Origin of the sequence: Pediococcus argentinicus (genome assembly GCF_001437605.1) — a bacterium.
Taxonomy (GTDB): Bacteria; Bacillota; Bacilli; order Lactobacillales; family Lactobacillaceae; genus Pediococcus; species Pediococcus argentinicus.
In genome coordinates this window covers 1-13,261 of record NZ_JQCQ01000013.1, presented here as the reverse complement: position 1 = coordinate 13,261, position 13,261 = coordinate 1, and the positions used below count along the sequence as shown (strand labels likewise).

The window sequence follows — 13,261 nt, the reverse complement described above, 5'->3', positions numbered from 1 at the left end:
ATATAGTAGGAGGTGCCAACAATGGGAAAACTCGATGAAACAATGTTTTTTGATTTTGGTAACAGTAAATCTAATGATTTGCATGAAACTTTAAAAACGGTTTATGATGCACTAGAAGAAAAGGGATATAATCCAATCGATCAGATTGTTGGTTATTTAATCTCTGGTGATCCGGCTTATATTCCCCGTCTTAATGATGCTCGGAACTTGATCCGTAAGCATCAACGTGATGAGATTATTGAGGAATTAGTGCGCTATTATCTTGCCGATCAAGTTGATGCAACAAAGAAGGATCAGAAGTAATGCGGTTAATGGGATTAGACGTTGGATCTAGAACTGTTGGAATTGCTGTAAGTGATTCACTTGGCTGGACATCGCAGGGTGTTGAAATCATTCGAATTAATGAGGATGAAGAAGAGTTCGGAATTGAACGTGTGAAAGAGTTAGTCAAAAAGTATGAAGTCGTTGGCTTTGTAGTCGGACTACCTAAAAACATGAACAATTCTGAAGGACCCCGCGTTGATGCTGCACGTGCTTATGGTAAGTTGTTGGAAGATACTTTTGAATTACCCGTTGATTATCAGGATGAACGTCTGACGACTGTTGAAGCCGAACGGATGTTGGTTGAACAAGCTGATACATCCAGAGCAAAGCGAAAAAAAGTAATTGATAAGTTGGCAGCTAGTCTGATTTTGGAAAACTATTTAAACGGTCACGGAAAACTACTAAACGAACTTAAGTGAGGATATATTATGGATAACGAAGAAGAACAACAAATCACACTTGTCGATGATCACGGCAACGAAGAACTTTATACAGTTCTTTTCACATTTGATTCAGAAGATTATGGTAAATCATACGTGTTACTTTACCCATCAGAAGCTGCTGAAGATGAAGAGGTTGATATTCAAGCCTATTCATTCGAACCAGATGAAAATCATGATTTAGGGGAGGGCGAACTTAGCCCAATTGAATCTGACGATGAATGGGATATGGTTGAGGAAGTTTTGAATACTTTCCTTGGCGATCAAGATAACGAATAGTATGTAGTTTAACTGAGTCTAGGACAAAACATTGTTTTTGTGCCGGGCTCTTTTACTTTAAAGATGGAAAGATAAATGAATAAGAAAATATTAGATATTTTAGAATATCAAAAAGTTAAAGATGCAATCAAAGATTTTTTAGGAACTGCTAACGGACAGCAGGAATTACTAGAGATGTTTCCTAAGACGGACGTTGATTCAATTCAAAAGGATTTGACAGAAACCTTAGATGCAGTGGATATCTATCGTGTGAAAAGTGGGATTCCAATTCCTAAGTTAGCAAATATTGTGGAACCACTCAGACGATTGAAAATAGAGGCAACTTTGAATGGTCAAGAACTTGCACAAATTGGTCAAGTTCTTCGGGCTACTCGTGAGGTTACAACTTTCTTTCAAGATTTGGTAGACGAAGAGATCAATATTCGAGTTTTAAATCAGAAAGTTGATCAATTAGTTTTGTTGCCAGAAGTTGAGCATCGTTTGTCAGAATCCATTGAGGGTAACGGTCATTTAACTAACGCAGCTTCACCAGAACTTCGAAAAATCAGAACGAATATCAGTCGCTTAGAATCAGAGGTTCGTTCCAAGATGGAGAAATATACGCGTGGAGCAAATGCAAAATATTTAAGTGACCCAATCGTTACAATTCGAAATGATCGATATGTAATTCCAGTTAAGTCTGACTCACGTAGTCGTTTTGGTGGAGTGGTGCATGATCAAAGTGCGTCTGGGCTAACGTTTTATATTGAGCCTGAAGCAGTGGTCGATTTGAATAATCAGTTGCGTCAAAATCAGCTGGCTGAAATTGCCGAGGAACAACGAATCTTCCAAGAACTTAGCGAATTATTAATTCCTTACCGGGATGACTTGAGAGAAAATAGTTGGGTATTAGGACATCTTGATTTACTAAATGGTAAGGCCAAGTATGCTCACAAATTGCACGCAACTGAACCACGTATTTCTGGTACCAATGTAATCAACTTAAGACAAGTTCGTCATCCACTATTGGATCAAAACAAAGCAGTGGCAAATGATATTAAATTGGGTGATGATTATCAAACTCTAATCATTACTGGACCTAATACGGGTGGTAAGACAATCACTCTTAAAACGGTTGGTTTAATTCAATTGATGGCGCAATCTGGACTATTTATTCCAGCCAATGAGAATAGTACTGTTGGCATTTTTAAAGAAGTATTTGCTGATATCGGTGATGAACAATCAATTGAGCAAAACTTAAGTACCTTCTCGTCTCACATGGATAATATTATTCAAATTTTGGATAAGCTTGATCATGATTCACTAGTTCTATTTGATGAACTAGGAGCCGGAACTGATCCTAAAGAGGGTGCCGCTTTAGCAATTGCAATATTGGCTCGCGTTCGTCAGACCGGTAGTATGGCGATGGCAACGACTCATTATCCAGAATTGAAAACTTATGGGTATGAACGACCAGCAACTATTAATGCAAGCATGGAATTTGATGTGGCTACTCTACAGCCAACGTATAAATTATTAATTGGAATTCCAGGACAAAGTAATGCTTTTGAAATTTCTAATCGATTGGGATTGGACACTGCAATTATCGATCAAGCCAGAGGTTTAGTTGATCAAGATAGTCAGGATCTTAATAATATGATTAAGGATCTGACAAGCAGACAAAAACATACAACTAATTTAGCAAATGATTTAGAAAGTACTTTGAAAGACTCCAATCAGTTACGAACTGATTTAAGCCGTGCTGTTGATTCATTTCAAAGACAACGGACAGAGATGGTCGAAAAAGCTAAAGAAGAGGCTAATCAAATTGTCAATGACAGCCAAGAAACTGCAGATAAGATTATTAAACGTCTTCGTAAGATGGAACATAATGCAGGCTATCAAGAAAATGATTTGATTGAAGCTAAAAGTAAGTTGAATTCTTTACGCCAGGACACTAATCTAAAACGTAATCGAGTTTTGAATCGTGCTAAAGCCCGCCAAGAATTGCATCCAAACGATGAAGTGATTGTTACTTCATACGGCCAAAAAGGTGAGTTAATTCGGAAGGCCGATCAAAATCATTGGGAAGTTCAACTTGGTATTATCAAGATGAAAGTTAGTGTGGATGAACTGGAATTAGTGGAATCCGCAAGAAGTATTGAAAAGAGAACTAGAACAAATGTCCGTCGAACAGCATCTGTTTCAGTTAAAACTACTTTGGATTTACGTGGCAAACGATACGAAGAAGCCATGGTTGAGGTTGATCGATACATTGACGCGGCCATTCTGGCTGGCTATGACCAAGTTACAATTGTTCATGGTAAAGGGACTGGTGCATTGCGTGCCGGTATTACTAAGTATTTACAAGCCAATAAACGCATTAAAGATTTCGGTTATGCACCTGCTAATGCGGGTGGTAATGGAGCAACAATTGTTAAATTACGTTAGCACTTGTAAAATGTAAGCAAATTGTTTTCCAAAAATTATTCGAACTGGTAGAATTATACCAAGATAAGACGAGGAGGAATTATTATGGTTGAAGTAATCAATGATAAGAACTTTGAAGAAAAGACTCAAGATGGTGTTACATTAACTGATTTCTGGGCAACTTGGTGTGGTCCTTGTCGGATGCAGTCACCAGTTGTTGAGCAGTTAGACGAAGAGATGGGTGACAAAGTTCACTTTACAAAGATGGATATTGATGAAAATCCAAATACTCCACAAGGTTTTGGCATCATGAGTATTCCAACTTTACTCGTTAAAAAAGATGGCGCTGTCGTTGATACGATTGTAGGTTATCATTCTAAGGAACAACTAGAAAAGATCTTAAATCAATATTTGTAGAATCTGATTTAGTGATAAATTAAGGGTTGTGGAGCCGATTATGGTGTTTTCACAGCTCTTTTTTTGTTAAAATAGAAGTTAATTAATTCAAGAAAAGAAGGCACTTAAAATGGATAATCGTCCAATTGGATTTATGGATTCTGGTGTAGGTGGCTTAACAGCAGTCAAATCACTGCACCAGTTATTGCCAGATGAAAAAGCAATTTATATTGGGGATGAAGCTCGAGTGCCCTATGGTCCTCGTCCAACTACTGAGGTTGTTGATTTTGCAATTCAAATGGGTGATTTCTTAGTTAGTAAGAATGTCAAAGCAATTGTAATTGCCTGTAACACCGCAACAGGGGCTTCATTACCAACTTTGCAGGCTCGTTATAATATTCCAGTGATTGGTGTGATTCAACCGGGTGCTGAAGCTGCTTTACGAACTTCTAATTCTAAGCGAATTGGAGTTATTGCTACTGATGGAACTATTAAATCAAAAATTTATAGTGAAACCATTCATAAATTGGATCAAAATGCTTTTGTTAAGGAACTCGCATGCCAAGACTTTGTACGAATAGTTGAAGCTAACCAGTCTAAAGCACCAGAAACTGAAAGTATTGTAAAAAAACAGCTAAAACAATTAGAACCTGATAATTTAGACACTTTGATTCTGGGGTGTACTCATTTTCCACATCTACGTTCAGCGATTCAAACAGCTGTGGGTGAACAGGTTCAATTAGTTGATCCTGGATTACAGGCTGTTTCAGACTTGAAAGAGCAATTACAAAAAACAGATGGTTTTGTTGGTCAGACGGTAGAATCTGAAGAGTATTACACCACTGCTAATTTGGAAGAATTTAAGACAATTGCAGATGACTTATTAGGTATGAATACAAACGTTCAATTAGCAAAGATTGATTAGGAGACTGAATTGGAAAAAACAATTGTTATTGCAACTAAGAATGAAGGTAAATTACGGGAGTTTAAGGAAGTGTTTGCTAAAAAGGGAATTGATGTAAAATCCTTAAAAGACTTTCCAGAGCATTCTGAAATTGCTGAGACTGGTTTGACATTCGAGGAAAATGCTCGCTTAAAAGCTGAGGGTTACGCTGAGGTTACTGGATTGTCAGTATTAGCAGATGACTCAGGACTTCAGATTGATGCCTTACATGGACGTCCAGGAATCTTTTCTGCAAGATATGCTGGTAATCATGATGATGCAGCTAACAATGCTAAGGTTCTAATGGAAATGGGTGGAATTCCAGATGAAAAAAGGACAGCCAACTTCCATACAACGTTGGTTCTAAGAAAACCAGATGGTCAAGAACTAATCGGCAATGGTGATGTTCATGGACGTATATTAGGTGTTCCGCGTGGTAATAACGGATTTGGATATGATCCATTATTCTATTTACCAGAAAAAGGTAAAACATTTGCCGAATTGACTAGCGATGAAAAGAATCAAGTTAGTCATCGTGGTCGTGCAATCGAAGATCTAATGGAACGATTTGATGAGTTTTGGAAATAATNGCTGGAAAATTTTCCAGCCTCGTTTATTTATTCTCTAATTCAATACCTTCAGCCACTAGAGCTTGAATACAACGATCTAAGAGCATCGTTTGCATTGCGGACTGATAATCCAAATTGACCTTTGCAGATACCTTAATACTGATTTTATGGGTATCTGGATTAATAGTAGGTGCAGTAATGATAGGATTACTGTGTAGTTTGTCTGATTGAGCTTTTGCTTTATTTAGAGCGGTTTTTAAGATGTCCTTGGAACGATCGACATCAGCCACGTTAGCTGGTGTTAAATAGAAAGTTAAAGTGCTATTTCCCTGTGAATGATTGGAAATCAAGGCGACAGATCGATTAGGGATGAAATGAACGGTTCCATCACTGGCATGAAGTTCAATTGTTCGAAGCCCAATCGCAAAAACTTTACCGTCGATATTTTGAATCGTGACTTGGTCTCCAACTCGTAGTTGTCCCTCAATTAAAATGGTTAAGCCATTGATTAAATCTGAAACGAGTCCTTGAGCACCAAGTCCAATCGCGATACTTACAATTCCGGCACCGGCGACAAGTGTTCCAACTGGTACACCAATGTTAGATAAGATGATGTATAGGTAACAAAATAGGACCGTATATTTAAAGGTGTTCATAACGATGACATAAATAGTATCACCGCGTTTTGATCCACCGTTAGTTGTTCGATATTGGTCTAACAATCGCATCAATACAAACTTACCGATGCGATTAATAACGATAAAAATTAAAGTAATAATTACAATTTCAAAAATATGACTAATTATTAGTTCACCAATTTTCTCCCAGTTAATTTTACTCAACTGAGATTGAATCGGACTAAACTTACTAAGTATGAATGGATGCATGAAAATTCCTCCGTTAGGTACTTATTTTAACAAATTTTTGGATTAAAAAATATTCTGAAATTAATTCCCGAATTAATTAAGCCATTTGTTATGGTTTTCATTGCAAGTACTGCGCCACAATGCTATTCTTTAAGCATAATACAATAGGAGGTTATCAAATGACAGGTGGCGGTATCGCAGCAATTATTGCTGCAGTTGCATTGTTAGTATTAGTCCTATTTATTGGACTTGTATTGATTAATGCGGCTAGAACGTTAGGCGAAATAAATAAAAGTTTGGCAGTGATTACTCGGGATGTGGATCTAATTTCACATGAAGCTGAGGATATTATGGCAAACGGTAATGACCTATTAAAAGATGTGAACGGAAAGGTTGCAACTATTGATCCGCTGTTCCAAGCTATTGCAGATTTGAGCGAAAGTACTTCTGATCTCAATAATGCAACTCGGAACTTGGCTGGTCGAGTAACTTCAACCTCAAAGAGTAAGAATACCGGAAAGGTTGCAACAGCGATGAACGTTGGTAAAGGCGCTGTTAACCTATATAAGAACCGTAAGAACAAAAAGAGTGAATAGGAGGAATTAAATATGTCTAAAGCAAGTTTTCTATTTGGTGTTGTAATTGGTGGAGCCGCTGCAGTAGCTGCAACTCTTAAGTTAACAAACGTGTCACCTGAAGAATTACGTGATGCAGCAATTGATAAGTTTGATGAAATTAAGGAAGATCACGATTTCAACACAGACGAATGGCGTGACCGTGCTAGCTCATCAGTTTCAGATTTAAAACAACGTGGAATTGATTTAGCTAACCGTGCTAATAGCAAGTTCAACGTTGATGACGACTTAGGTGATCAAGAAGATGACATCACAATCGACAAATCAAGTGATAATTATCAAGCACCTACTGAAGTATTTATGCCAAAGAACGATAAATAGTAATTATTGAAAGAATCAAAACTTAATTGTTTTGGTTCTTTTTTTGTTAACTACAAGCGTATTAGTTGATATGAATGTATAAATAATAGATAATATTCGTGAAGGTAAACGCTTTCAAAATATTGTAGGGGGCATTAAATATGACAGAAAAAGTACAAGCAGGAGTAGCAATGTTAAAAGTTATCGAATCTTGGGGTGTAAACCACATCTATGGGTATCCTGGTGGATCGATTAACTCTACGATGAATGCGTTGCAACAAGAACAAGAGAACTTGCAGTACATCCAAGTACGTCATGAACAAGTTGCAGCTTTATCAGCAGCTGCAGATGCAAAATTAACTGGAAAAGTTGGAGTTTGCTTTGGCTCAGCCGGACCAGGTGCCGTTAACTTATTGAATGGTTTATATGATGCACGTGAAGATAATGCACCAGTATTAGCATTAGTTGGACAAGTGCCACATAACCGTATGAACTATGATTATTTCCAAGAATTTAACGAAGCTCCAATGTTTGACGATGTTGCAATCTTTAATCGGACTGCAATGACGGCCGAAAGTCTTCCATACTTAGTTGATAAAGCTATTCGTTGGGCTTATAAAGAAAATGGTGTTGCTGTAGTTGTCATTCCAAATGATTTTGGATATGTTGAAATTCCTGATATCCCTTATACCAGTGAAAGAACACGCAACCAAGCACTACCAAAGCCATTGCCTGATTCTGAACTAGTTCAGGAAGCATTAGATATGATTAAGGATGCTAAATATCCGGTTATTCATCTAGGACAAGGTGCCCGCGGTGCAGATAAGGAATACGAAGAATTATCTAAAAAATTGCAGATTCCAATTATTATTACTGGATTAGCAAAAGGTGTTGTTCCTGACAGCTTTGAGGGTAATATGGGACCAATCAATCGTGCTGCTTCTAAAGTTGCAAATGAATTAATTAAGAAAGCCGATTTAGTAATTTCAATTGGGGCAAACTTCCCATTTGCTGAAAGTGTTTACGCAAATCGTCCATTCAAATATATCCAAGTTGATAATGATCAATCCAAGTTTGGTCGTCACCATCATTTAGACTTAGGTATCTGGTCTGATGCAAAGGAATTTGCTAAGAAGGCTATTGAAATTAGTGAGGATGTTGAACCAAATGCATACTACAAAGCCGCTGTTGCAGCACAAAAAGATTGGGGTGCATATCTCCAGAAATTAATGGATCGTACTGACGAACCACTTGAATATGAACAAGTCTACAAAGAAATTAATCGAATCGCTGATGACGATGCTGTATTCTCAATGGATGTTGGTGACAATACCATCAATAGTTTCCGTTTCTTAGATATGAATCCAAAACAAAAACTATTAACATCTGCATTATTTGCAACAATGGGATGTGGTATTCCAGGGGCAATGGCTGCTAAATTGAGCTATCCTGACCGCCAAGCATTCAATATCGCCGGTGATGGTGCATTCTCAATGGTTATGCAAGATATGATTACTGAAAAACGCTATAACCTACCAATCATTAATATTGTTACTTCAAATCGTCACTTAAGCTTTATTAAGTCGGAACAAGACGATGTACCACAACCAGAATTTGGTGTTGATTTAACCGATGCTGATTACGCCAAAATTGCTGAAGGTATGGGTGTCAAAGGTATTAGAGTTGATAAATTCAGTGAATTACATGCTGCATTTGAAGAAGCTGAGAAAGAATACAAAGCTGGTCGCCCAGTTTTAATTGACGCTAATATTACAAGTAAACGTGGTATTCCAGTTGAGTTTGACTTGGGTAAAGATGATGGTTCAATTTATGAAGATGATCAATTCAAGGCTGAATACGATGCTGGTGAATTGAAACCATTTGACGAATATCTAGCAGAATATTCTGCTGAATAGTTTTATGAAAAGTCCGACTGCACTCACGCGTAGTCGGATTTTTTTGTACAAAAAGACCAGAGAAATGTTAGTCTCTCTGGTCATATAAGCGTTATTAAATTAATTGATATACTTAAGTTCTTTTGATGTGTGTGTGAATGGTTCAGCACCATCTTTAGTGATGTGAACACAGTCTTCGATTCGAACTCCGGCGACTCCTGGAATATAAATTCCTGGTTCAATTGAGAAACACATGCCTTCTTGAAGTACCATTTTGTTTCCTTCCATAATTGAAGGAAATTCATGTTCGCCCATACCCATTCCATGGCCTAGACGGTGAATGAAGTATTCGCCATAGCCAGCTTTTGAAATGATATCACGTGCAAGTTTATCAAGATCTTCTGCAACCATTCCAGGTTTAGCAGCAGCTTGGGCAGTTAGTTGAGCTTCCAAACAAACGTCATAAATATCTTTTTGTTTGTCATTAAGGGTACCAAATGCGACGGTACGAGAAGAATCACTAATGTATCCTTCGTGAACTGTTCCTAAATCAAAGAGAATAAGTTCATTCTTTTCAATCTTGTTAAGACCTGTTGCACCGTGTGGCTCTGCAGCGTGAGCACCAGCTTGGACTAATGTATCAAAGCTCATGTTCATAACACCACGTTTTTTGAGAGCAAATTCTAATTCAGCAGCAACATCAGCTTCTGATTTACCTTCTGCGATAGCGTTGAAACCAACTTCAAAAGCGAAGTCGGCTTCACGTCCTGCAGCGTCAAGTTTAGCAATTTCTGAACTAGTTTTAATTAACCGAAGATTTTGAACTACAGGAGTAACATTCTTTTCAAAATCTGCATTATTAAATTGATTTTTAATTAAATCAAAACGATCAACGGTTAGACTCTCTTTTTCGATTCCCCAGTGAATAGGATTTGGATTGATTTGTTTGATGTATCCAGCAATCATATCGAATGCTGGTTCATGATCAAGATATCCGTAAACTGGAAATTTCCATCCGGTATCTTTCACAGCTTCTACTTCAAGGGCTGGGGCAAAGATAAATGGATCATGGTCTGGAAAAACAAATAGTGCCAAAACTCGTTCGATGGGATCACTTGCAAAACCAGTTAGGTATTGAATACTTTCTGGATTACTAATGTAAGCAATATCGAGATGTTGTTCGGCCACCCATTGTTGGACTTTTTCTAATTGTGTCATCTAATCGCTTCTTTCTATAAGAGTTATTTCGATTATAGCACACAGGGAATTTTTTCAATGAAATCAGAAGGTGATAAATGTCATGGAAAACTTGCATGAGTGCTCTAAATTTGATAACGTATTCATGGTAATGAAAATGTATGAAAACAAATCATATCAGTAAATAGAGGAATATATAATGGAAAAACAAACAATTACAATTTACGATGTTGCTCGTGAAGCCGGTGTATCAATGGCTACCGTTTCTCGTGTTGTGAACGGCAATCCAAATGTTAAACCCGAAACACGTAAAAAGGTTGACGATGTTATTGCTAAGTTAGACTATCATCCAAATGCGGTTGCTCGTGGATTAGCAAGTAAACGATCAACAACAATTGGCGTGATCTTACCTGATGTTACGAATGCTTTCTTTGCATCATTAGCACGAGGAATCGATGATGTTGCTGCTATGTATAAATACAACATTATTATGGAAAACTCAGACGAGAGTATTGACCGTAAGTTAGAAGTGCTCGAAAACTTGCTTGCAAAACAAGTTGATGGTGTAATTTACATGGGTAACTCGATTGATGATCGGCTTCGTGATGCATTTAAGAATACAAAGACACCAATCGTTTTTGCTGGATCAGTTGACGATAAGAAGGCAATGCCTTCTGTCAGCATCGATTACAAAGAAGCAGTTAAGAACTCAATCAGTAAGTTGATTGAAACTGGTAATAAAAAAGTTGCTTTTGTGTCAGGTTCAATTGAAGAACCAGTTAATGGTAAATATCGTTTAGCTGGATATAAGGCAGCCTTAAAGGATAACAAGATTAAGTTTGACGAAAGTTTAGTTTTTGAAACAGCTCGTTCATACGATGCTGGGATTAAAATTGCTAGCGAAATTGCTTCAAGCAAAGCAACAGCTGCTTATGTAAGTGATGACGGCATCGCTGCAGGTGTTTTGAATGGTCTAACAGACTTGGGTGTAAAGATTCCTGAAGATTTCGAAATCATTTCAAGTAATAATACTGATATTACAAAGATGGTTCGTCCACAATTGAGTTCGGTAGTTCAACCAATGTATGATATTGGTGCCGTGGCTATGCGTCTTTTAACTAAATTAATGAATGGTGAAGACGTAGATGAACGTAACATTGCCTTACCATTTGAAATGGTATTTAGACAAAGTACAAAAGATTAATACGAAAAAAGAGATTTCACATTTAAGTGAAATCTCTTTTTTGTTACATGAAGAATGTTTTGTAAAGTTCTAACGCACTGATACTAGCAAGAATTGGAGCAACTACTGGAACAGCAGCGTAGTGCCAGTGTGAATCTTTTTTAAATGGAATTGGAAGTAGCGCATGAATAATTCTTGGACCTAAATCACGAGCAGGATTAAGAGCAGGACCAGTAGGACCGCCTAGGGAAGCTACTAATGTCATAACAAGTAACCCTAAACCAATGAATACGGTACCCATGTTAGCTTTGAAGTATGGAGCATGTGTTAATGCTACAGCACCCAAGAATAATAGGAATGATCCGACAAATTCATTAATGAAACCGTTCAAATGACTCTTAGATGCATCAATTGTACTAAATGTTCCAAGGATTGCTTCGGGATTAGTAGTTTGATCATAATGAGGTTTGTAAGCAGCATAGACGATCAATTGACCAACCATAGCTCCTAACAATTGAACAATTACAAATGGAATAACTTGACCCCATGGGAACATTCCAGCAACTGCTAAACCAATCGTGAAAGCAGGATTGATTTGAGCTCCAGAAATAGTTCCAAACATCATGGCAGGAACTAAAACTCCACATCCGTAACCAAGAGCGATTAATAACCAATCACTACCATTACCTTTAGTTCCTTTTAACTCAACGTTGGCAACTGAACCGTTACCTAAAATAATTAAAATTGCAGTACCAATAAATTCTGCTAAAAGCTTAGCAGGAAAAGAATATGTCATAAAAATAACTCCTTAAATACTATGTAGTTTTTGTAAGCAACATTTAAAAGTATATACTAAATAGACATATAAAAGCTAGAAAATTTATGATGATTGTGATAGTTATTGATATAATGGTAGTTAAATTGATAAATGTAAGGAAGAAGTGTTAAATATCGAAGACAGTAGAATGGCTCGTAAGCACGAACAAATCAGTAATGATGAGCCTGTACAAAATTTAAAATCTACTAAACCAAAGCATCATTTTGGTTTACGTTTAATCATGGTTATTACTGGTTTAATTTTCTTTATGAGCTTACTTTTTAGTAGAACTGTTTTGAATAGTACCTATATGAGTCACCAGGTAGTGAGTTCTTCAATTGGTAGCAATATTGAGCAGTCTGTTAATAGTCAATTGCAGAAATATGGAGTTAACAATCAAGACATTGTTCCTGAAGGAGCAATCAATCAGGTCGTACAGAAAATGGCTGAACAATTGTATGCTGGTCAGACAGTTCAGGTTGATCAACAGATTGTTAGCAGTGTGGTTAATAACGGATTGAAAAATTCAAATAGTAATGCCACTGCACTTGGAATGGGGTTGTCCAATACAATTGCCAGTCAAGCGGTTAATGTGATTAACAACCAACTTAATACGAATCAACTTAATACTTACGCATCAGATATTCAAACTCTGGTGAATGTAAATCGAATCACGATGATTATTAGTGGCGTCTTATTAGTTATTTGGTTTGTTTTGGCAGTATTTAGTCTCATTTTTGTTAGTGCAATTAGTAGTACTTTATTTTGGACAGGCCTTTTGAGCGGAATTGGATTTGGAGCAGTTTACTTATCCAATATTGTTGGTCAATTGAGTAACCAATACCAAGTTGCTAGTGACTTGATTAAGCAAGTTGGCAATGATGTTTTAACCACGGGATTCTTAGCAGCCATTATAATGGCTGTTGTAGGGATAATTTTATGGATTATCGTTAAAATTACACATTTTAGATCAAAAAAGATGAAGCTGGGAAATAACTAGCCCAAAAG

General features: G+C 37.1%; 15 protein-coding genes. 12 read left to right on the top strand and 3 right to left on the bottom strand.

Annotated elements, in window-relative coordinates; translation table 11 throughout:
- The first annotated feature begins 21 nt into the window (after positions 1-21).
- The 7 genes from IV88_RS04380 to IV88_RS04350 all read left to right on the top strand — a co-directional run bounded on the left by IV88_RS04380 (position 22) and on the right by IV88_RS04350 (position 5,379).
- Positions 22-303: an IreB family regulatory phosphoprotein gene (locus IV88_RS04380; RefSeq protein ID WP_057799167.1), complete on the top strand. Its 282-nt coding sequence runs from the start codon at positions 22-24 to the stop codon at positions 301-303.
- On the top strand, positions 303-743 hold the full coding sequence (ruvX, locus tag IV88_RS04375) for a Holliday junction resolvase RuvX (protein WP_057799165.1): 441 nt from the start codon (positions 303-305) through the stop codon (positions 741-743). Before IV88_RS04380 ends, ruvX begins: the two co-directional genes overlap by 1 nt.
- Before the next feature lie 9 nt (positions 744-752).
- A complete protein-coding gene (locus IV88_RS04370) occupies positions 753-1,043 on the top strand; it encodes a DUF1292 domain-containing protein (RefSeq protein ID WP_057799163.1) in 291 nt (96 codons plus the stop codon).
- A gap of 75 nt (positions 1,044-1,118) precedes the next feature.
- Positions 1,119-3,473 (top strand): endonuclease MutS2, encoded by a 2,355-nt coding sequence (locus tag IV88_RS04365; RefSeq protein WP_057799161.1) that lies wholly within the window; start codon positions 1,119-1,121, stop codon positions 3,471-3,473.
- 84 nt (positions 3,474-3,557) lie between these two features.
- A complete protein-coding gene (gene trxA / locus IV88_RS04360; protein ID WP_057799159.1) occupies positions 3,558-3,869 on the top strand; it encodes a thioredoxin in 312 nt (103 codons plus the stop codon).
- Positions 3,870-3,978: 109 nt separating this feature from the next.
- Entirely contained in the window at positions 3,979-4,773 is a 795-nt protein-coding gene (gene murI, locus IV88_RS04355; protein WP_057799157.1) for a glutamate racemase, read from the top strand.
- 9 nt (positions 4,774-4,782) lie between these two features.
- Positions 4,783-5,379, top strand: a complete 597-nt coding sequence (locus tag IV88_RS04350) for an XTP/dITP diphosphatase (RefSeq protein WP_057799155.1) — start codon at positions 4,783-4,785, stop codon at positions 5,377-5,379.
- A gap of 25 nt (positions 5,380-5,404) precedes the next feature.
- On the opposite strand, the gene IV88_RS04345 is transcribed toward IV88_RS04350, so the two are convergent.
- A complete protein-coding gene (locus IV88_RS04345) occupies positions 5,405-6,247 on the bottom strand; it encodes a mechanosensitive ion channel family protein (RefSeq protein WP_057799152.1) in 843 nt (280 codons plus the stop codon).
- Positions 6,248-6,405: 158 nt separating this feature from the next.
- Between IV88_RS04345 and IV88_RS04340 the strand changes: the two genes are divergently transcribed.
- The 3 genes from IV88_RS04340 to spxB all read left to right on the top strand — a co-directional run bounded on the left by IV88_RS04340 (position 6,406) and on the right by spxB (position 9,077).
- Positions 6,406-6,822, top strand: coding sequence for a DUF948 domain-containing protein (locus IV88_RS04340; protein WP_057799150.1), 417 nt, complete (start codon positions 6,406-6,408; stop codon positions 6,820-6,822).
- 12 nt (positions 6,823-6,834) lie between these two features.
- On the top strand, positions 6,835-7,182 hold the full coding sequence (locus IV88_RS04335) for a hypothetical protein (RefSeq protein ID WP_057799148.1): 348 nt from the start codon (positions 6,835-6,837) through the stop codon (positions 7,180-7,182).
- A 140-nt stretch (positions 7,183-7,322) separates the two neighbouring features.
- Complete coding sequence (spxB, locus tag IV88_RS04330) at positions 7,323-9,077, top strand: pyruvate oxidase (RefSeq protein WP_057799146.1); 1,755 nt, start codon at positions 7,323-7,325, stop codon at positions 9,075-9,077.
- 99 nt (positions 9,078-9,176) lie between these two features.
- On the opposite strand, the gene IV88_RS04325 is transcribed toward spxB, so the two are convergent.
- On the bottom strand, positions 9,177-10,274 hold the full coding sequence (locus tag IV88_RS04325; protein ID WP_057799144.1) for a M24 family metallopeptidase: 1,098 nt from the start codon (positions 10,272-10,274) through the stop codon (positions 9,177-9,179).
- A 178-nt stretch (positions 10,275-10,452) separates the two neighbouring features.
- Between IV88_RS04325 and ccpA the strand changes: the two genes are divergently transcribed.
- On the top strand, positions 10,453-11,457 hold the full coding sequence (gene ccpA / locus IV88_RS04320) for a catabolite control protein A (RefSeq protein ID WP_057799143.1): 1,005 nt from the start codon (positions 10,453-10,455) through the stop codon (positions 11,455-11,457).
- A gap of 43 nt (positions 11,458-11,500) precedes the next feature.
- Here ccpA and IV88_RS04315 read toward each other — a convergent pair whose 3' ends face one another.
- The gene (locus IV88_RS04315; RefSeq protein WP_057799141.1) at positions 11,501-12,232 is read right to left on the bottom strand and encodes an MIP/aquaporin family protein; all 732 of its coding nucleotides are present in this window, start codon (positions 12,230-12,232) and stop codon (positions 11,501-11,503) included.
- 169 nt (positions 12,233-12,401) lie between these two features.
- Here IV88_RS04315 and IV88_RS04310 point away from each other — a divergent pair, with 169 nt between their 5' ends.
- Entirely contained in the window at positions 12,402-13,253 is an 852-nt protein-coding gene (locus IV88_RS04310) for a hypothetical protein (RefSeq protein WP_057799139.1), read from the top strand.
- Positions 13,254-13,261: the final 8 nt, after the last annotated feature.